Genomic DNA, 17,831 nt, shown 5'->3' on the forward strand with positions numbered 1-17,831 from the left:
TTCAGTCCGTCTGATCGGCGCGCACTTGCGCGAGGGTGCCCCGGTGTCCTGGCAGGGCCATGACCTGGACTTCACAGGGGTGATGTTCGACGGTGGCGACTTCTCCCGATCAGTCTTCTCCGCCGGCATGGTTTCCTTCATTGGAACGACGTTCACCGGCGGCACGGTCGACTTCACCGACGCGACGTTCACCGGTGCCACGGTCAACTTCACCGACGCAAGGTTCTCGGGCGGCAGGGTCTTCTTCGCCTTGGCGACGTTCTCCGGCGGCACCGTCAACTTCGACGGCGCGACGTTCTCCGGCGGCACAGTCGACTTCATCGCCGCGAGATTGTCGGGCGGCACGGTCGACTTCAGCGAGGCAAGGTTGTCGGGCGGGGAGATCGACTTCGTCGCTGCGACGTTCTCGGGTGCCACGGTCGACTTCACCGACGCAAGGTTGTCGGGCGGGGAGATCGACTTCGCCGACGCGACGTTCACCGGTGCCACGGTCAAGCTCGACGGCGTGATGTTCTCCAATGACGGCACGGTGGACCTAAGCAGCCCCGGCCGCTGGGACGTGCCGCCGACCGGCTTGCCGGAGCCGACACCGGCCGGGCTGCTGCTGCCGAAGGAGTAGGCCGGGCCTGCTGGCGGTATCGGAGTCGGGGAACCCAAGAACAGCCATTGGCGCTACCCGTCAATATCCGGGCCTGATTGGTGGGAGGTGGAGGGCGTTTGGTGTTGGGCTGCCCGTCATCAACGGGATGATTCCTCCCGCCGAGGACCAGCAGTAACTGCCCCATCCCCATGGTCGGTCGGCGGCCCCACTCGCGGGGCCGCCGACACCGTAGAGCACGGTGTACTTGGAAGTCTCGGCGGGGAGGTGCCCACGCGCACGAAGAGCCGGACGCCACAGGCGGGAGCGGCCCGGGCAAAGGCGCGGGCCGTCCCATCCCAGGGCTATGGAGATGCCTGGTAGGCAGGAGCAAGGTCAGAGGGGGGCGGGTTCTCGTGGACGAACATGCTTTGTTGGATGGCCCGCCAAGCACCGACCCATTGGTCGACGTCTGCGCCGCACCCTTCCACGATGGCCCGGACAGATCGAAGTTTGGGCAGCCCTCGCTTTTTGGTATTGAGCGCGTCGTACATGGTGCTCGGCGGGAGCTTCGGACCATCCGGTCGCATCATGTTCCAGGCAACCTTGCTGGCTGGCCTGTCGGCCCAAACCCACAAGACGTGCAACTGGTACCGATACCCCTGGGGTGTCTTCGCGAGCCATGGATCCGGTGGACCCAAGGCCTGCGGCGCCTCCGTGGGGTCCGAGGCCTTCGCCTGGCCGGCTCCTTTAGGCGGTCGCTCCTGTCGGCGCTGCCGCTTTGGAGAGGCGCGTCTGATGCGGTCGGCGTGGTTGGCCAGTTCCCACAGCGGCCTGATGTCGTCTGGGATTCCGCCACAGGCAAGGACGAAATGGGGCATGACGAGCATCCGAGCGCGAAGTCTCGCCGATCACCTGGGGATGTAACCGTCCCGTGATCCGCGGGAGGGCGCAGCGGGAGGCGGGGTTTCGGCTGTGGACAGCCGGGTCCGGCAGAGGTCCAGATTGGCACCTGGGGCAGCGCCCTTGCTGTGATCTGGGGATTCGTGATGCGGGAAACGGGACTGTACCCGGATTCTGTCCGGTCAGTGCCTTGCCCTGCGGCCGCATCCCTGAGACGCAGGCCTAACCTCCGAAGCGCATTCGAACGAAAAGTCACGGCAACGGAGCAGGTTGAGGTCCGCAAACGGGACTTCTCGCTCCGATGCTCGTCACGGCCCGAAATCGCGGGTGACTTGCCAGGTAGGGCAGCGGTGACCCGCAGCGGCATCGGCCAGCGTGGACTGCGAGTTATGCGCGGTCGCAGCAAGGTTGCTGTAGGTGGGGCGTCCCGCGAGCTCACGCAGACGACGGAGCTCGCGGGCTAGGTCGGCGACGGGGCCGTCACCGACGATCGGATTCTCGGGGCGTGGCATCGGCAGGTGCCCTCGGTACGGCGGTCCGTTGGGCAGGTCAGCGGTTGTCGCCGAGTCGGCCGGGCACCAGGTCCCCGACCGTCGCCATCAACGCGGCCAGCGCCACGCCCAGGGCGAGCGCGGGCTCGCTGCCCAGCGAGACCAGGATGGCGACGAAGGCCAGCGTCAACACCCAGATGACGATCCGAACGCGGATCGCGGTGGGCTGCAGGCAAGGCAGCACGGTGATGCGCGGCATGGGAGGCATGGCGGCTCCAAGGTCTGTCGTGTGGTCCGGACGAGCGTGTCGGTGACGCCGTCCCCGCAGGGGATCCCGGCGGTTTGCCCTCCGCCAGGCGCGTGGTGACGTCATTACGCGCATCATGACCCCTGCAGAGATAAACCGCGTACAGAGTCGGCAGACGCGCCTGCCTGCGGACAATTTAAGGGCGGGCCACGCCGCTGTGGCCACCGTTTGGCCTGGTAATCGACGGTTGGGGAAGCTGAGGTGCCTCCAGTCGCGGTCCGAGGAGGTCCGAAGTTACTTCTATTTAGCACGAAGCCTTCCGACACAGCGGCGGACATCCCTCCGGCAGGCGAGACTGGCTACCGATAGCGATTCGGAAGCGCCCCGTTCAGGGCTTTTTTCCTGGTCGCTAGGCCCGAGGCGTCAGTTCGTTGGTCCGGACGAGCGCTGCGGAGACCATCTCACGGCCCTCCCGTTTTGCCCCGGGGGGGCCGTTGTCTTTCCCCAAACTCCGGACAACTATCCGGACAATCGTCCCTTCGGGCGCCACCGCGTGCTGGCTGGGGTGCAGGGCCAGGGGTCGGTTCGGATGGTGCCGATGTTCGTGACGGCGTTTGTGGTGGCCGTGCGGGGCTCCCGCCGCGACCGCCGCTCCAGACGGGCCTCTGCGGCCGCCTGGTGGGCCGCGGTCTCGTCCGGCACAGCTTGGATCTACGTTGTAAAGGCCGAAGCTCTTTACGCTGTAGATCCGGAGGGGGGGAGCCACCTCGAGCGCGGGGCGATGCCCAGCGAGCGGCGCCGCATCGCTGCGGCTGCGGCCGGGCTCGCCGCCAGCAGCGCCCGGGCCCGGGCGGCGTGGTCGGCGACGTCAACCGCGCGCTGCGCCTCCAGCTCGGCCCGCTCGGCTCGGCGGGCGGCGAGCTCGTCGGCGACCTTCGCGGCGGCCGCCGCCTTCTGGCGGCTGGGCAGCTCCACGCCGGGCCGTAGGCGCCCGTCCTCGGTGAGCCAGGCGGCGAGCCGGTGGCGGACCCATCCCGGCAGGTACCGGGGCGTCCCGGCGTACGGCCACGGGGTACCGTCCGGCCGGTGGTTGATCATGAACAGGGCGTCGGCGAGGGTTCCCCCTAGCTGCCATACGGGCCGCAGCAGGCTCCGGACGTGCCGGGGCGAGAGCGCCCGCAGCGTCACGTCCTCGGCCGTGGCCCGGTACGCGGCAGCCAGTGCGTCTCTCCGGGTTGCTGGCGTGACGGCGCGCGGCCACCACCAGCCGGTATCGGACAAACCGGGCACTGCCTCCCGCGCGCGCGAAAGGCGAGAACTCATGCCCCCCTCCGGGGGACATGAGGGGGTCCGAGTTTCCTCCACAGGGTCAGACGCGGGGCCCTTGCCCTCGCTGCCCGTGACCGCGAGTGCAAGGGTTTCCGCAGGCTTTCCGCAGCCTCCAGCGGCGTCTGCACGGCCCTCAGCGGGTGCCAGGACGGCGAGGACGTACTCGGCGGCCTCGTTGCCGCGCCCGTCATCCCGGAGGCCGCAGGCGGTGCCACGGCGGTACTTCACGGTGGTGCCCGGGGTGACAGTGCCCAGCAGCCCAGCACGGCGGAGCCAGGCCAGCCACGCGGCGACGGTCGAGCGGGACAGCCCGGTCCGGGCCATCAGCACCGCCCACGTCGGCCGGGTCACCAGCTCGGTCCAGTCGGCATGCCGGGCCAGCACCCACACGACCCGCATCACGTTGCGGTGAGCGTCGGCACGCAGCGCGGCGACTTCGGGATGCGCCTGGACCGCGCGGACCCATGCCGCCTGCGAGGGTGCCCGGCGCGACCCCTTGGGCAGGGCGCCGAAGATGGCCAGCTTCCGGGGCGAGGCCCACGGCGGTACGGCGGCCGCGGCACGGCCGGTGGTGCGGCGGCCGCCGGGGCTTTGGGAAGCGGTGGGCCGACGCCCTGGCACCTCCGGCGTGTCGGAATGAGGGCGTACTCGGCTAACCGCCTGGCTGACTGCTATCGTCATCTCAGACGTCTCCGGGCGCGCGAAAGCGCGGTCGGTCCGGGACTCGGCTCAGACCTTGGCAGGGTGTGGGGAGCAGAGTCCTGAACGGAACGAATATGAAGTTTTGGAAGCGCCCCGCTCAGGCGGGGCGTTTTCGTTTGTCTTGGTCGCCTCCTGGCGGCAATGACACGGGTGTAGTTCGCCGTACAGCATTCCACGATCGCGGCGTGTCGCGCCCGGTTGTCGGCTGCGCTGAGGTGGGCGTGTCGCGGTGCGTGGGCGCACCCGTACGCAGGGCGGGCGATACCGGACAACGCCTCAGGCGCGGGCGTTCCGGGCACCCCTCCCGGCTCGTACGGCCGGGAGGGGACCCGCAGCGCCGGCGTCCGCGTCATGCTGCCGTCTCCGTGCTCGTCTCGCCGCCGGCAGAGTCCTCCAGGGAGGCGACCCACTGCTCGGCGGCCACAGCCTCGGCGTGCGCCCGGCCCACGACGTCGACCAGGCGCTCGCGCAGGTCCTCCAGCGCGGCCTCGCGGGTGTCGTCGGCGGGGCAGGTGCGGCCCAGCTCCAGTAGCCCGCCGACGCCGGCGTGCGGGAGGTAGGCCAGCAGGCGGCTGATCGCCTCGGCCTCGGTCAGCTCCGGGACGGCGGTCATGCCAGCACCGCCAGCGGCAGCGCGGCGGCGAGGACGACCAGGGCGGCCAGCAGCAGGTCGACGGCCAGGCGCAGGCGGCGGTACTTGGCCAGCGCGATCCGGGACAGCATCAGCACGTGCGCGGCGGCCTGGCCGGGCTGGGTGCCTAGGTCGGCGCTCACGGTCTCCAGCAGCTCGGCCCCGTCGCGCAGGGCGGCGAGGGCGACGAACCCGGTCCCGCCGTGGCGGGGGATACGCGGCCGGATGACAGTCAGCAGCACCGCGACGGCGGCCGCGAGCAGACAGGCGCCGGCGACGACAGTGCCGGTGGCTACCGGCGGGAGGGTGGTGAGGGTGGCGGCCGCCGAGATGACGGCGAACCCCGTGCCGGACCAGCCGATCAGGGCGGCGCTCTTGCCGTCGATGCGGGCCAGCTCGGCGCGTGCGGCGTCGGCCTCGGCACGCAGGTGGTCGAGCGCGTCGGGCCCGCACAGGGAGACGGAGACGACATCGGTCATGATGGAGGTACCTCCTGGTTGGGGGTTGCGGGCGCGGCCGGCGTGAGTTGGTCTTGGCGGATTGGTCACGCTGGTACGCGCCCGTCGTGTGTCAGTGCCAGACAGGGTCAGCAGTGGCCGCACGTGCAGGTGGCGGGGTAGGCCCGGCCAGCGGCCTCGAAAAGGTCCAGGCACTTCTGGCACAGGAGCTTCCGGGACATCTTGTGGCCGAAGCGGTGGCCGCTGATCCGCCAGGTGATCGACTCGCCGCAGGCGGTGCGCTTCTCGGTGGTCTCCGTGGTGCGGGGCAGGTGCCAGAGCATCCCGCGGCCGATCTCGCTGTTGTTCGTGATGAAACCGGCGTCCAGCACGTCGGCTGGGATGGTGATGGTGGCCTCGTTCACCGTCTGTCCTTTCGCGTTGGTTGGATTGCGTGGAGCCTGACTGCTCCGGCAGCCCCCGCCCGTACGAGCGGGCGGGGGCCCGCAACGGTCAGCGCTGCACGACGGGCTTGTCGAGGTCGCGGTGGGCCAGGGCGACCCTGATGCCGCGGCCGCGGAGCCGGTTGGCGAGGTGCTGGGCGAAGACGGGGGCGCGGTGGCGGCCGCCGGCACACCCGGGGGCGATGGTCGCGCCGTCGGCGGACGGGCCGGACAGCAGCGCGGCCACTGCCGCCGCGGTCGCCTCCAGCAGCTGCTCGATGCCGGGGGTGGCGAGCACGGTGGTGCGGACCGGCTCGTCGTGGGCGGTCATGTGCCGCAGTTCTGGGGAGATGTGCGGGTCGCGGAAGTGCGCGCGGAGGTCGATCGTCAGGTGTGCCGGGGGCGGTGCCGCGTGCAGGTAGCCGAACGAGACGATGTCGACGGTGGGACTGGGCATCGTGGGTCTCCTTGGTGGTCGGGGTCAGGTGTTGTCGGGGTCGATGCCGGAGGGCAGGCACGCGGGGTAGGCGGTGCCGACGTGGCAGGCGCGGGCCTGCCGCTTGTTGACCACGACCTTCTCGGCGGGGCCGTGCGGCGGCTGGACGGTCAGCACGTGCAGGTTCCGGACCTCGGTGACTCGTCCGGTGGGCCCGGCCGGCGGCCCCCACGCCTTCTCCGCTGGCGGCTCGCAGGCGGTGGCGGCCAGGACGGCAAGGCCTGCGGCGAGGACGGCGAGGGTGTTCTCGGCCATGGGCGGGGTGTCCTTTCGCTGAGGTGGGTTGTCCGGGTGTCCGGGGGCCGTAGGGATGGGGTCTGCCGGGGCCTGGAGGGCTTAGGAGGGGGCCTCTCCTCCCCCCGGACACCCCGGACGGGTGGCCGTTTCCCCTGGTGAGCGGCCGTCCGGGGCGGATGTCCGGGGGCGGTGGTCGTCCGGGGCCGGATGTCCGGCCCGGACGTCCGGGTCAGGCGGTCAGGCGGCGGGCCACTTGGCCACCTCGTCGGGCACCTCCAGCTCGCCCGAGCGGACGCGCTCGGCGGCGGCCTGGAGGTCGGCCAGGGCATAGCCGCGGGCCTCGGTCCCGGCACGGATGAACGCCCGGGGCAGGGTCGTCACGCCGAGGGGCCGCAGCAGCGCCGCCAGGGCCAGGGCGTCAGCGGTGCCGAGGGCCTCGGCGAGGGCCGCCGAATGCATCCGGTCGTCGCCGGCGACCTCGAACGCCTCCAGGGCGCGGGCCAGGATCTCCGGCAGCGGCCTCGCGGAGGCCGGGGCCGCTGCGACGGCGGACACCCGCTCGGCCCGCACAACCTCGGGCTGACGCTGACGGGGCAGCAGGTCGGGCCAGTCGGCCGCGCGTGCCATCGACGGCGCGGCCGGGGCGGGGGTGGCGGGCTTGACCAGGTCGCGCAGGTCGGGCCAGGCGGAGGCGTCCGGGCCGCACGGCACAGCGGCCAGACGCGGCCGGACCGGCGCCGCCGGGGCGGGGGCGGCGTACCGCGCGGGCAGCTCCTCCTGGTGCTCGCCGTCGAGGTCGGTGAACGCGGCGCGCATCCGGCCGTAGCGGGTGGCGTACGCCTGGCCGGCGACCTGCCGGGCGGCCGCATCCAGCTCGGGGCGGTTGCGGGCGACGGCGTGAGCGGCGTCGACCACGTCCCCCGGTCGCATGAAGTAGCCGCGGAACGGGCGGGGGGCGGCCTGCCCGTCCTGGACGAATCCGCAGCCCTTCCCGGGCAGGTCCGCGAGGCTCAGCCCCTTGTTCCAGCCGAACAGGAACGCCAGCTCTTCCTCATCCTGCACATACATGCCGACCCGGACCGCGGACTGTTTGCGGACGTTGGCGCTGATCATGTCCTGGGTCGCGCGCAGGCTGGACACGATGACGTTGACGGCCTCGTTCCGGCCGATGCGCTGGATCTCCTCCAGCGCTTCCCGCAGCTCGCGGGCGTCCCGGTTGGTCGGGGCGAGCGCTTCGCCGCCTTCGTCGACGATGACGACGATCTCGGGAAGCTCAGGCGAGACGGGCATCAGCGAGGCGTTCGCCTTGATCTTCAAGGCCCGGGTGGACTTCTTGCGGTCCTTGGCGATGGCCAGGGCGGTCTCCGCGAGCTCCAGGGCCTCGCCGGGGGTGGCGGCCGCCCAGTCCACCGCCGGGCGCGGCGAGTCGCCTTCCAGCCACGGGTGCAGCCAGGCCTGGCTCATGCCGCCGCCGTTGAGGTCGATGTGCCACACGATCGCGTCCCGGCACAGGCCGATCCCGGCGGTCAGCGCGTGCAACGTCGTCGTCTTGCCCGACCCCTTCTGACCGGTGACCAGGGCGGACGACTCCCGCAGCAGCACCGCGGCCGTGCTGCCGTCCCGGTACTCGCCCAGCGCGATCGGGTCCAGGATCGAGCGGGCCCGGTGGTCGGCCGGGTAGTCGATGTTCTGCGTCAGCCGGTTGACCGTGGCCACACGCAGCACGACCGCGCCGCGATGCGCGCCGGGGGCGATCTCCACCCCGCAGCCCTGCGGCAGGCGGGCGTCGACGGCCAGGGCGTCGGCCGCGGTCACCAGGTGAGCGCGGGTCGATCCGGCGCCGGGCAGGTCGGCGTGGACGTCGTAGCCGGTCCGGGTCGGCCACTCGCGGACGTCGGTCACGCTCACCCGGACACGGCAGACCCGCTGCACGCGGCGCTCCCACTCCTCCCCGACCCGGGCCGTGCGGCCGAGCACCAGCGCCCGGCCGGTCCCAGCCCCGCTGGCACGGCGGGACACAGGGCGGCCGAGCGGGGACAGCAGGCCGGCGGTCAGCGCGCCGATCCCGAGCGCGACCCAGGCACCCTGCGACCACAGCCCAGCCGTCAGCGTGTAGGTCAACCACGACCCGGCCCCCAGCCAGCAGCCAAGCCGGTACAGCAACCCTGCGGGCGGATGGGCCAAGTGAGCCGAGCGGACCACGGTGGCCACCGCGCCGGCGGCCGTGACCGCGCCGCCCCACAACGGGGAGACCGTGGCCAGATCCCCGGCGACCGCGACGGCGGCCAGCGCGAGAGCGCCCTGCGCGGTGCCCGACACCGGGCCGCGCGGCGCCAGCGACCAGTCAGCCCGGCGGGCCTCAGCCTTGCGGGCGCTTGCCTTGGTGGTGGCCATCATCGTCTCCCAGTCATCAGGTCGTGCAGCTCAAAGGGGTGTTGGGTCGGTTCCGCCCGGTGCCCCGGCCCGGATCAGCCGGGGCACCGTACGCAGCCGGCTCAGACGTTCCAGGCGGCCTCGTTGGTGCGCGGCGCTTCCTCGCGCTTGAGGTCTTCGGCGTGCAGCCGGCGGAACAGCGCGCTGATCTCCTGGGCCTTTTCCACGAGCCGGGCGTGGTCCATGTAGAACTCGGCCATGGCCTCCACGACCATCGGGTGGACGGGGTAGTCGCCCTGCATGCGCTCGGTGTAGGTCCTCACCGACATGCCGACGTTGGCCGGGACCTCCGGCAGCTGGTCGAGCTCGCGGGCGACCTGCCACATGTCGGCCGGTGTGTGGGCGGCGGCAGCGGCGTTCATCTCGGCCGCGATCGCGGCGAGCGGGAATGCGGACATGGTGCGTGACCTCCTGGTGTACGGGGTTGATGTGGTGGAGGGGCGGCGGTGCCGGGGTCCGGTGTCCGCCGTGGTCTTCGTGGTGGCCGGGTCGTCCGGCGGGTCGAACGCGCCGGGGTCCCGGTGGAACCGGATGCGGTGGCCGCACGGGCACGTCACGACGCGCTCGTCCTCGTCGGCGGTGAGCGTGACGGTGTGCGTGCGGCCGCAGCGGGGGCACGTGGCGGTCGTCGGCTCGTCGATGACCTGGCTACGTCCGGTCGCCGCCTCGTCGGCCGGCGTCTCCTGCGAGGTCGCCTCGCTGCCGGTGCTGGCCTCCTCGGCGCCCTCGGCCTCCGCCGCCTTGGCCTTGCGGGCCTTACGGCGACGCCACGCCCCGGCCAGGACCGCGACCAGAGCCACCACCGGCCCCGTCAGCGGCCCGTGCCAGCCCAAGATGGCGGCGGCCCGCCGTCGCCGGGCGCGGAAGGATGCGACTTTGCCGGTCGTGGCGGCCCGGTAGGCGGTGCTCACGCGGCGGCCGGTCGCCCGGTCGGCCCAGACCGCGGCCTTGCGCGCACCGGCGGCCCGGGCCGCGTGCCCTGCCCGGCCGCCGGTCCGTTCGTTGACCCAGGTCCGGGCGCGGCGGGCGGTACGCCCGGCGGCGAGGGTGGCGCGGCCGATACCGCGGCCGGTGGCCTCCACTGTCCGGCTGGTCGCCTCACCGACTCGGCCGACGCTACGGCGGGTGGCACCCGCGAAGCGGCCGAACGCGCGAGCGCCCCGGCGGACCGGCCCGGCCGAGCCGTGCGCGGCATCGGTGCCAACAGCGCCGCGGCCGCGCTTGCCGCCCGAGGTGGACGTGCCTGCCGAGCCCTGCCCGGCCGCTGTACGGCCCGCGCGTCCCGTGCTCGCTCCGCCCAGCAGCCCGGACGAGCGGCCCGCCGCCCGCGAACCGGAACCGCTCCCGAACAGGCCACCCGAGCTCTTGCGGGCCTTCCCGCCGCCGAACAGGCTGCCGCCCGAGCTCGTGCCGAGCGAGCGCGAGGCGGTCGTGATCCGGCTCCGGTCCGAGCCGCGCCCCCAGCCCGTCCCAGAGGCGTTGCTGCGGCGGTGACGCACGTACGCCACCACCCCGCCGCCGGCCGCCACACCACCGGCGACCAGGCCCGGAACCCCGGTGAGCTGGTACAGCAGCCCCAGCAGGATCGTCCCGGTGGTGGCACCCCCGGCGGCCAGGTGACCGGCTGGGATGCCCGAGGGGCCCTCGCCGTCGTCGTCCTGGTGCTCGTCGTACGCCGCGGCGTCGTCCTGGTCGACGTCGGCCGGGATGTCGACCGGCGGCGCCTCAGCAGCAGCGGCGCCGGGGTCGACGTCGGCGGGCTGCGTCTCGTTCGTCGTGTCGGTCATCGCAATCACCTGCGCTTGCGGGGGGTGGCGGCCGGGCCCGCGAGGGTGCGGGCGGCGGCGTGGATCGCGCGCAGCGCCGACAGCCCGGCCACCAGGCCGGACAGCCACGCCACCGCGAGGTCGGGAAGGCTGGTGAACGACAGGCCCCACCAGGCCAGGGCCGACAACAGGCCCGTGCCGACCAGGGGGCCGACCACGCTCTCGGAGCGCGTGGCGGGGCGGCTCACGACGTCACCCCCGTAGTGGTGGTGTCCCAGTCCAGCCGGACCCAGGCCGTACGCCCGGTCTCGGTGGTGGTGACCTCGTAGGCGTCGGCCAGATCGGCGACCAGGGCCAGGCCCCGGCCGTGCTCGTCCTCGCCTTCCGGGCGCATGCCGGGGACCAGCGCGGGCCCGGCGTCGGCCACCGCCACGGCGACCGCACCCGGCTCGACGTCGATCAGGACCACGAACGTCCCGCCGTCGTCTCCGGAGCGCGAGTGGAGAACGGCGTTGGTGGCCAGCTCCGACACCACCAGGGCGACGTCATCGGCCCGGGGGCACCCGGCGGGCAGGCACCCGGTCGCGAACGCCCGGGCGGCGCTCACGCTCTCCGGCTCGCCGGGCAGCGCCAGGGCTTGCGCGCGGGTACGGGTGGCGGGCGTCATGCCGCACCTCCCAGCACCGCGGCCAGCTCGGCGGCCCAGTCGATCCGGGAGGCCTCGCCGCCCATCGGCACCGCCTCGAACGTGCGGGCCAGGAAGCGCGCCAGGGTCTCGCGGGGGGCGTGCAGGGCCAGCCCGGCACCCTCCACCAGCGGGTGCAGGATGAAAGTGATCCAGTCCTCGTCCTCAGCGGGCTCGATCCGGATGTCACAGTCACCGGACGGCTTGTCCATGCCGTCGAACAGCAGCGCCCGGGCGAACATCCAGCTGATGCCGTCCGTGCAGGTCCCGGACGGGCCGGGAAAGGCCAGCAGCACCGCGTACGGGTCGCTGGCGTCGTAGTGCAGCCGGGCCGTGATCGGCACCGCGGGGGCATCGAGGTCACCGGGCCACATCGTGACCGGCGTCGAGGTGTAGCGGATCACGCCGCAGCACCCCCCTCCGCGAGCTCGTCGCGAAGCTGCCGGGCGGTCGACGGCGAGCACCGCAGGGTCTTGCGGATCGCCTCCGCGCTCGGCTGCGCCTCGATCGACCCGGCCTCGATCGCCGCCGCCAGCGCGGCCCGGTGCTCATCGATCGATCGACGGACGGGCGCGGCCTCGATCGACCGGGCCTCACCCTGCGGGCGGCTCGATCGACCGGCCGCCGCCGGAGCCGGGCGCGGCGCGCTCGTCTCGGTGTCCCGATCGATCGGACCGGGCTCGATCGACACAACCTCGCTCGTGGCCGCCGGCCACGGGATGCGCGGGACGTCGAGGCGAGGCGGCTCGATCGACTCGACCGGAGGCGGCACCGGCAAGTGGCCACCCGCCTGCCAGGCACGGAACTCGGCGATCGCCCGCTCCCCCGCCTCGCGTGCGGCCGGGGGCATCGGCGCGGCATCGGCCCGCACGATCGACCCGTCCACGATCGACAGGAGACCGTCCTTCGCGGCGGCTCGATCGGCCCGCGACTGGTGCCGCAGCACCCGCCGGGCGACCCTGCGGTCCCGCCGCGGGGCGTCGGGGCCGACGCCGTAACGGTCGATCCACGCGGCCGACCACGCCTCATCGATCGAGCAGCCCTGCGCGGCCCGGATCGACGCGGCCGCCCACGACAGCCGCGGGTAGCGCAGCCGCCGCCAGGCGGCCCCGCGGATCTCCGCCCCGCTGCGCCGGGAAGCGACCTGGCGCTTGAGGCCGGCGTTCAGCTCCCACAGCACGATGCCCAGCAGCGAGGAGACCGCGTAGATCGCGCCGACCTGCAACCCGGCCAGCGGGTCGGCCGCGGTGGCGAGCTTGTCGACCTGGTGCCACAGGTTCATCCCGGCGGCGTTGCCGGCCATGGTCCACGTCAGCAGCCGGTACCGACCGGTGGGCAGACCGCGGTCGATCGCCTGGTGGGTCAGGTAGGCGGTGTAGAGAACCGAACCCTCCATCGCGACCGGCAGCGTCGGCGCGGCCGCCCCCAGGTGCATGACCTCGGTGGCGAAGGCGAGCTGCCCGCCCCAGGCGATGAACATGGGCGAGCCCATCGCGGCGGCCGCGACGAACGAGTGCGCCCGGGACCGTGCGGCGGACGCCAGGCCGGTCACGGTGCTGCGGATAGCGGTACGGCGCTCGGCGCGGCGGTGGGCCTTGGCAGCTCGCCGCTGGGCCTTGTCCCGCCGCCGCTCCTGGAGGTCCTCGCGCTCCATCTCGCGGCGCTCGCGCTGGAGGCGCAGGGCGGTCTCGGCGCGGAGCGCTTCGGCTTGGGCGCGGCGGGTCTCCGCCTCGGCGCCGGCGACCGTACGCGCGGCCCTGGGGTCGTAGTAGGTCGTCATCAGGCGCTCACCGCCTCGACGGCGGGCACCTCGAGCGCGGCGCGGACGTCCGACTCGCGGTAGCGGATCAGCCGGCCGCCAGGGGTGCGGATACCCGCGATACGGCCCTCGCGGGCCCAGCGGACGACGGTCTTGGGGTCGACACGGAACACAGCCGCCACCTCGTCGGAGGTGAGCAGGCGTTCCGTGATCGAGCGTGCATCAGCGACAATGCGCATGAGTCGTCTTCCTCTCAACGGTGTCGACTCACGCGGCCTCGGTGCTGGACACACCGGGGCCGCACTGCTGTACGGGGGTCTTGCCTACGGCCCGGTGGGTGGACAGGCCACCGGCCGCTTCTTCCTCCCTTCCTGCAAATCGGACTCTGGTCACTCCAGCGCCGAGCAGATCATTTTGGGGGCGATAGTCTTGGGACAATCGTCATAGTCGCCGGTCGGTGGCATCCTGTCAATTGTCCCAAGACAATTTCTGACGGAAGGGGGTGTTGTGCGATGGCCGTGCACTCCCGCTATCTGGACATCGCCGCCCAGATCAGGGCACGCATCGAGGCCGGGGAGTGGGAACCCGGCGCCAGGCTTCCACGCCTGGACGACTTTGCGAAGCAGTACGACGCGAACCGCGACACGATCGGCCGCGCGATCGGCGTGCTGGAGGCGGAGGGCTTCGTCTGGGCTGTCCAAGGGCGGGGAATCATCGTCCGCCACGGCATGATGCGCCTGCGCAGGCCTCGCGGGAACCTAGTGAAGCGGAACGTGGCGACCGACAACCCGGGCTACTCGTTTCCGTCCGCATCTGGGCAAGAGGTATGGAAGCACCACGTCCCTCGGGTGGCATCCGTTGAGCCGCTGACCAACCCCCGCATTGCGAAGCTGCTGGGCGTCCCGGTGGGCACACCGTGCATGCGCAGGTTTCGGGTCACCGGGCCAGAGTCGGAACCGCCCTTTCAGATCAACATCTCGTGGATTCACCCGCGAGGAGTAGAGGACGCTCCCGAGGTCGACTCAGCAGCCCCAGGGCCGGGCGACTGGCTGTACCGGCTGGAGAAGGCCGGCCACTGGCCTATCAGCTGGATGGAGATCCACCGAGCCCGGATGCCGACCAAGGATGAGGCCGCTCTGCTGGAGATCCCGACCAGTCTGCCGGTGCTGGAGATCGTCCGCGTGGGCACCTCAGGGGGCGATGGCCAGCCCATCGAGGTCACGGAGTACATCGTGGCCAGCGACCGAGTCGAGACAGTGCACGTCCTGCACCGCGACGAGTCCGCGCAAGAGCCATGGCCCGACGTCGCCGCAGGTCCGTCTGAGCCAGAGACGGGCAGGTGAACTATGCCCATCAGTGTTGACGCGGCCGCCCGTACAGACGTCGGCCTCGTACGTCGGCGCAACGAGGACACCGTCTACGCAGGGCGGAACCTGTTCGCGGTCGCTGACGGTCTCGGCGGCCACGTCGCCGGCGACATCGCCAGCACCACGGCAGTCGACGCCCTGAAGCCGTACGACCGCCAGGCCGACCCGGCGGACCTACCCGCCGCCCTCGGACGTGCGGTTCACGCCGCCAACGAGGCGTTGCGCCGCAAGGTCGACGCCGATCCGGGCCTGGAGGGCATGGGCACGACCCTGGTCGCGCTGCTGTGGTCGGGGAGCTCGGCGGTCGTGGCGAACGTGGGCGACTCGCGGGTGTACGTGCTGCGCCGCGGGGGCCCTCGTCTCGTCCAGCTCACCGAGGACCACACCTACGGCAACTTGGTCGCCGACGCCGCCGACGTCCCGCACCTGCCCGAGCGCATCTCCCGGTTCCTCGACGGCCGGGCAGACGGCAGGTCTCCCGACCTCACTGCAAGGACCCTGCAGCCGGGTGATCGGTTCCTGCTGTGCTCGGACGGCCTGAGCGGAGTCATCTCGCGCGAGCTGCTGCGCGACATCCTGCGCGAGTCCACAGGGCCAGCGGAGGCCGTGGACCGTCTCATAGTGGCGGCCACCGAGCACGGCGGCCCGGACAACATCAGCGTGATCGTCATCGACGTACGGGACGGCCAGGAGCTGGCCTGAGCAACACGAACGGCCTGGCGGGAGTTCACCCACCGGGCCGTTCGCATGTGTGGCCCCCGGTGTAAGCCCTGCTTACGCATATCTTGCTTCGGCAGTGTGGCGTCGTGACGTCACGACGCCACGGCCTCATGACTTCAGGATGGCGAGGAGTGCTCGGCGGACGTCGGCCCGCTCGCGAGCGGCCTGGAGGAGCGCGCGCACGACTTCGGACTTGTCGAGCTTGGTCCGGCCCAGCTCCCGGCGCAGCGACAGCAACCACTCATCGATGTCGGTGTACTCGTCCGGGGCGAACCTGACGGTGAGCGCGACCGCGTCAGCGGCCGCCGGCGCACCACGCCGAGGCCTCGCAGAGGTGCGTTGCCGTGCCACCTTCTGCGACGCCACGGCGTCGCGAGGCCGTGGCGTCGTGGCGTCATGACTTCCTGGCGTCACGGCTTCATGGTCTCGCGATGGCATGGCGTCGTGGGCTCGTGGCGCCATGGCTTCATGACGTACTGGCGTCACAGCTTCATGAGCCCGTGACGTCACGACGTCATCATGGGTCGCCGGACCAGCTGTTTCAGCTTTCGGCTGTGTCTCGGCTGGTGCTTGATCTGGTGCGCGTCTCGGGATCGCTGGGGGCTCCGGTGGGACGTCGTCAGCGATGAGGTCAGCGATGCTCTTACGGGCCATGCTCACCCTCCAGGCCGGATCTGTCCGAGCTGCATCAGCATCTCCGTGTGGATGCGGCGGATGTCCTCGCGTGCGTTCACCGCATTCCTACCGCCCCTGTACTGCGTGATCATCACGCCTTCCACGTGGGCCTGGGAGTGCGCGCTGTATTCCCGGACGAACGAGCGAAACCGGGGCAGGCCGAGCTTGTCCAGCGTGGCCTGTGCGTCCTCCAAGGGGCCGGTGCCGCGCCGCGGGTCGACGCGGTTGATCAGCACCCGGTACGGCACGCCGCGGTCCGCGCAGAGGGCGGCGGTGCGCCTGGTGGGCGTCACGTAGAACGGGTCATGGACGTAGGGGATGACGACGAAGTCGGCCTGATCGAGCACGGCGCTCAGCACGTCATGCCCCTCCAGGCTGCCGGGGCAGTCCACCAGGATCAGATCGACGCCCCGGACCTTGCGCAGCTTGGCCAGGTGGGTCGGGTCGGTGTCGGCGGTGTAGTCGAAGGGGAGGCTCTCGCCGGCGCGCTCCGCGCGGTCGGCGACCTCGGCCGTGGTCGACTGCGGGTCGATGTCGACCAGGAACGCGCGTCCGCTCGCGTCTGCGGTGACGGCGGCCAGACCCATGGACAGGAGGCTCTTGCCGACGCCTCCCTTCTGGTTGGCGACGGCGATGACCCATGGGTCCGACACTCCGGCGGCTGCGCCGTCTGCGGCGAGCTGAGCGGTCACGACGCACTCCTAGTGAGGCGGTCGGCGACCTGGTCGCGGGATGCGAGGGCGGCGTCGATGAGCGCCGCGAGGACCTCGTGCTTCGGTCGGCGGGTGGTGAAGTGGAGGTCATCGACGGCGGTAGCCAGGGCGTCGGCCGTGGCGGCGGACATGTACCACGATCGGCGTACGGCGACATGGTTCGGTGACGCGGGGGCTGTCGGTTGCTTCATGCCGGGCACCGTATCGGCGCCAGGTCACGATGGCTCGCACATGTCGCACCTGCCGTCACGGCGTCATGAAGTCGTGACGTCATGAACTAGCTAATGCGGAGCGGCGGTCCCGCAGGTGAAAACCGCCACGAGATCGTTGGATCCCTCACGAGCCTCCATCGACAGTGCTCGTCTCAGCTCTCGGGGCTCCACCTTGAAACTGCGGCGCTGGGATGTTTAAGGACATGATGAGGGACATTGACATGTAAGATCATTTATCGCGAGCAAACACGACCGCTGCACTGCCGGAGGGACCCGGTAGATAGCGATTCGATCACTCCGCTGGGGAACAAGTCCTAGGCGCGCTGCAATACCGGCATGAAGCGCGCCAACCGGAAAGATCTGATTTGGCAGACCCTTGCAGGCATCGCAGTCCTCGGACCCCTAGGGATGATCCTATTCATCGCACTGAGCGGTCGTTGGCCTGGCCCCTCCTCCATACTCCTCTGGTCCTTAGGTCCCGCCGGATTCTCGATCCTCGCAGGCGCAGGCGTCGCGATCTACACCATGCTCGACTACCGGAAGCGTGTCCGAGCTGCCAAAGAAGATCCCGTCGAACGCCTTCGGCGCCGGATTTCCCGCGTGAACGACGCCTTCGCAAAAGCCACCACCCTCATGGATGAACTGCGGCGCGACCTCGAAGCCCAGCAGGCCACCCGCGAAGCGCTGCTCGCCGAAGCTGAACGACAGCAACAACTCCTCGCCATAAACGAGGAGGAAGCCGAGAAGATCCGCCAGATCCTCACGAACGAGACCAAGGAGACCATCCGCGCCGAACGTCGGCGCGAGTGGCTGTTCTTCCTCCTCGGCTTCGCCGCGTCCGCCGCGGCGTCCGTGCCCATCGGCATCTGGGTCAACCACATCAGCTGACCCGCACCCCCAGGCGCGCACCCGGCCTGGTACGGCGGGCGCCGGAGTGAGCGATCGTCACGGCCTTCGCGTGGTGCGCTCAATCAGCGGGAGTGGGTCACACGTTCGGCAACTGCAAAG

At 71.5% G+C, this 17,831-nt stretch carries 21 protein-coding genes; 4 read left to right on the forward strand and 17 right to left on the reverse strand.

Annotated elements, in window-relative coordinates:
- The first annotated feature begins 43 nt into the window (after positions 1 to 43).
- Positions 44 to 619, forward strand: coding sequence for a pentapeptide repeat-containing protein (locus tag FED44_RS03380; protein WP_138459686.1), 576 nt, complete (start codon positions 44 to 46; stop codon positions 617 to 619).
- Positions 620 to 2,029: 1,410 nt separating this feature from the next.
- Here the strand turns inward: FED44_RS03380 and FED44_RS03385 are convergent.
- The 14 genes from FED44_RS03385 to FED44_RS03445 all read right to left on the reverse strand — a co-directional run bounded on the left by FED44_RS03385 (position 2,030) and on the right by FED44_RS03445 (position 13,375).
- Entirely contained in the window at positions 2,030 to 2,230 is a 201-nt protein-coding gene (locus tag FED44_RS03385) for a hypothetical protein (protein ID WP_167521376.1), read from the reverse strand.
- A gap of 723 nt (positions 2,231 to 2,953) precedes the next feature.
- Positions 2,954 to 4,168, reverse strand: a complete 1,215-nt coding sequence (locus FED44_RS03390; RefSeq protein ID WP_138459688.1) for a helix-turn-helix domain-containing protein — start codon at positions 4,166 to 4,168, stop codon at positions 2,954 to 2,956.
- 430 nt (positions 4,169 to 4,598) lie between these two features.
- Positions 4,599 to 4,862, reverse strand: a complete 264-nt coding sequence (locus tag FED44_RS35610) for a hypothetical protein (protein ID WP_167521377.1) — start codon at positions 4,860 to 4,862, stop codon at positions 4,599 to 4,601.
- Positions 4,859 to 5,359, reverse strand: coding sequence for a Pycsar system effector family protein (locus FED44_RS03395; protein WP_138459689.1), 501 nt, complete (start codon positions 5,357 to 5,359; stop codon positions 4,859 to 4,861). Before FED44_RS03395 ends, FED44_RS35610 begins: the two co-directional genes overlap by 4 nt.
- Positions 5,360 to 5,466: 107 nt before the next feature.
- Complete coding sequence (locus FED44_RS03400) at positions 5,467 to 5,742, reverse strand: hypothetical protein (protein ID WP_138459690.1); 276 nt, start codon at positions 5,740 to 5,742, stop codon at positions 5,467 to 5,469.
- An 88-nt stretch (positions 5,743 to 5,830) separates the two neighbouring features.
- Positions 5,831 to 6,217, reverse strand: a complete 387-nt coding sequence (locus FED44_RS03405) for a RapZ C-terminal domain-containing protein (protein WP_138459691.1) — start codon at positions 6,215 to 6,217, stop codon at positions 5,831 to 5,833.
- 24 nt (positions 6,218 to 6,241) lie between these two features.
- Entirely contained in the window at positions 6,242 to 6,511 is a 270-nt protein-coding gene (locus FED44_RS03410) for a hypothetical protein (RefSeq protein WP_138459692.1), read from the reverse strand.
- A 219-nt stretch (positions 6,512 to 6,730) separates the two neighbouring features.
- Positions 6,731 to 8,887 carry a hypothetical protein gene (locus tag FED44_RS03415; RefSeq protein WP_138459693.1) on the reverse strand — a complete coding sequence of 719 codons (2,157 nt, stop codon included), beginning with the start codon at positions 8,885 to 8,887 and terminating at the stop codon, positions 6,731 to 6,733.
- Positions 8,888 to 8,988: 101 nt separating this feature from the next.
- Positions 8,989 to 10,713 carry a TFIIB-type zinc ribbon-containing protein gene (locus FED44_RS03420; RefSeq protein ID WP_138459694.1) on the reverse strand — a complete coding sequence of 575 codons (1,725 nt, stop codon included), beginning with the start codon at positions 10,711 to 10,713 and terminating at the stop codon, positions 8,989 to 8,991.
- A gap of 5 nt (positions 10,714 to 10,718) precedes the next feature.
- Positions 10,719 to 10,940 (reverse strand): hypothetical protein, encoded by a 222-nt coding sequence (locus FED44_RS03425; protein WP_138459695.1) that lies wholly within the window; start codon positions 10,938 to 10,940, stop codon positions 10,719 to 10,721.
- On the reverse strand, positions 10,937 to 11,359 hold the full coding sequence (locus FED44_RS03430) for an ATP-binding protein (protein ID WP_138459696.1): 423 nt from the start codon (positions 11,357 to 11,359) through the stop codon (positions 10,937 to 10,939). The genes FED44_RS03425 and FED44_RS03430 overlap by 4 nt, the downstream gene beginning before the upstream one ends.
- Entirely contained in the window at positions 11,356 to 11,781 is a 426-nt protein-coding gene (locus tag FED44_RS03435; protein ID WP_138459697.1) for an SsgA family sporulation/cell division regulator, read from the reverse strand. Before FED44_RS03435 ends, FED44_RS03430 begins: the two co-directional genes overlap by 4 nt.
- A complete protein-coding gene (locus FED44_RS03440; RefSeq protein WP_138459698.1) occupies positions 11,778 to 13,157 on the reverse strand; it encodes a DUF2637 domain-containing protein in 1,380 nt (459 codons plus the stop codon). Before FED44_RS03440 ends, FED44_RS03435 begins: the two co-directional genes overlap by 4 nt.
- On the reverse strand, positions 13,157 to 13,375 hold the full coding sequence (locus tag FED44_RS03445; protein WP_138459699.1) for a BldC family transcriptional regulator: 219 nt from the start codon (positions 13,373 to 13,375) through the stop codon (positions 13,157 to 13,159). The genes FED44_RS03440 and FED44_RS03445 overlap by 1 nt, the downstream gene beginning before the upstream one ends.
- Before the next feature lie 273 nt (positions 13,376 to 13,648).
- On the opposite strand from FED44_RS03445, the gene FED44_RS03450 reads away from it, so the two are divergent.
- Both FED44_RS03450 and FED44_RS03455 read left to right on the forward strand, forming a co-directional pair.
- The gene (locus tag FED44_RS03450; RefSeq protein ID WP_138459700.1) at positions 13,649 to 14,479 is read left to right on the forward strand and encodes a GntR family transcriptional regulator; all 831 of its coding nucleotides are present in this window, start codon (positions 13,649 to 13,651) and stop codon (positions 14,477 to 14,479) included.
- 3 nt (positions 14,480 to 14,482) lie between these two features.
- On the forward strand, positions 14,483 to 15,205 hold the full coding sequence (locus FED44_RS03455) for a PP2C family protein-serine/threonine phosphatase (RefSeq protein WP_138459701.1): 723 nt from the start codon (positions 14,483 to 14,485) through the stop codon (positions 15,203 to 15,205).
- Positions 15,206 to 15,331: 126 nt separating this feature from the next.
- Here the strand turns inward: FED44_RS03455 and FED44_RS03460 are convergent, their stop codons facing one another.
- The 3 genes from FED44_RS03460 to FED44_RS03470 all read right to left on the reverse strand — a co-directional run bounded on the left by FED44_RS03460 (position 15,332) and on the right by FED44_RS03470 (position 16,802).
- Complete coding sequence (locus FED44_RS03460; protein ID WP_138459702.1) at positions 15,332 to 15,574, reverse strand: hypothetical protein; 243 nt, start codon at positions 15,572 to 15,574, stop codon at positions 15,332 to 15,334.
- 305 nt (positions 15,575 to 15,879) lie between these two features.
- Complete coding sequence (locus FED44_RS03465) at positions 15,880 to 16,590, reverse strand: ParA family protein (RefSeq protein WP_138459703.1); 711 nt, start codon at positions 16,588 to 16,590, stop codon at positions 15,880 to 15,882.
- Positions 16,587 to 16,802 carry a hypothetical protein gene (locus FED44_RS03470; RefSeq protein ID WP_138459704.1) on the reverse strand — a complete coding sequence of 72 codons (216 nt, stop codon included), beginning with the start codon at positions 16,800 to 16,802 and terminating at the stop codon, positions 16,587 to 16,589. Before FED44_RS03470 ends, FED44_RS03465 begins: the two co-directional genes overlap by 4 nt.
- Positions 16,803 to 17,159: 357 nt before the next feature.
- On the opposite strand from FED44_RS03470, the gene FED44_RS03475 reads away from it, so the two are divergent.
- Positions 17,160 to 17,711, forward strand: a complete 552-nt coding sequence (locus tag FED44_RS03475; protein WP_138459705.1) for a hypothetical protein — start codon at positions 17,160 to 17,162, stop codon at positions 17,709 to 17,711.
- The last annotated feature ends 120 nt before the right edge of the window (positions 17,712 to 17,831 follow it).

The sequence above is a fragment of the Microbispora triticiradicis genome (assembly GCF_005864065.1).
Taxonomy (GTDB): Bacteria; Actinomycetota; Actinomycetes; order Streptosporangiales; family Streptosporangiaceae; genus Microbispora; species Microbispora triticiradicis.

Coding starts and splice junctions, on each gene's coding strand:
- FED44_RS03385 (WP_167521376.1), bottom strand. CDS start 2,230: ATGCCGCGCATCACCGTGCTGCCTTGCCTGCAGCCCACCGCGATCCGC.
- FED44_RS35610 (WP_167521377.1), bottom strand. CDS start 4,862: ATGACCGCCGTCCCGGAGCTGACCGAGGCCGAGGCGATCAGCCGCCTG.
- FED44_RS03395 (WP_138459689.1), bottom strand. CDS start 5,359: ATGACCGATGTCGTCTCCGTCTCCCTGTGCGGGCCCGACGCGCTCGAC.
- FED44_RS03405 (WP_138459691.1), bottom strand. CDS start 6,217: ATGCCCAGTCCCACCGTCGACATCGTCTCGTTCGGCTACCTGCACGCG.
- FED44_RS03410 (WP_138459692.1), bottom strand. CDS start 6,511: ATGGCCGAGAACACCCTCGCCGTCCTCGCCGCAGGCCTTGCCGTCCTG.
- FED44_RS03415 (WP_138459693.1), bottom strand. CDS start 8,887: ATGGCCACCACCAAGGCAAGCGCCCGCAAGGCTGAGGCCCGCCGGGCT.
- FED44_RS03420 (WP_138459694.1), bottom strand. CDS start 10,713: ATGACCGACACGACGAACGAGACGCAGCCCGCCGACGTCGACCCCGGC.
- FED44_RS03430 (WP_138459696.1), bottom strand. CDS start 11,359: ATGACGCCCGCCACCCGTACCCGCGCGCAAGCCCTGGCGCTGCCCGGC.
- FED44_RS03440 (WP_138459698.1), bottom strand. CDS start 13,157: ATGACGACCTACTACGACCCCAGGGCCGCGCGTACGGTCGCCGGCGCC.
- FED44_RS03445 (WP_138459699.1), bottom strand. CDS start 13,375: ATGCGCATTGTCGCTGATGCACGCTCGATCACGGAACGCCTGCTCACC.
- FED44_RS03450 (WP_138459700.1), top strand. CDS start 13,649: ATGGCCGTGCACTCCCGCTATCTGGACATCGCCGCCCAGATCAGGGCA.
- FED44_RS03455 (WP_138459701.1), top strand. CDS start 14,483: ATGCCCATCAGTGTTGACGCGGCCGCCCGTACAGACGTCGGCCTCGTA.
- FED44_RS03470 (WP_138459704.1), bottom strand. CDS start 16,802: ATGAAGCAACCGACAGCCCCCGCGTCACCGAACCATGTCGCCGTACGC.
- FED44_RS03475 (WP_138459705.1), top strand. CDS start 17,160: ATGAAGCGCGCCAACCGGAAAGATCTGATTTGGCAGACCCTTGCAGGC.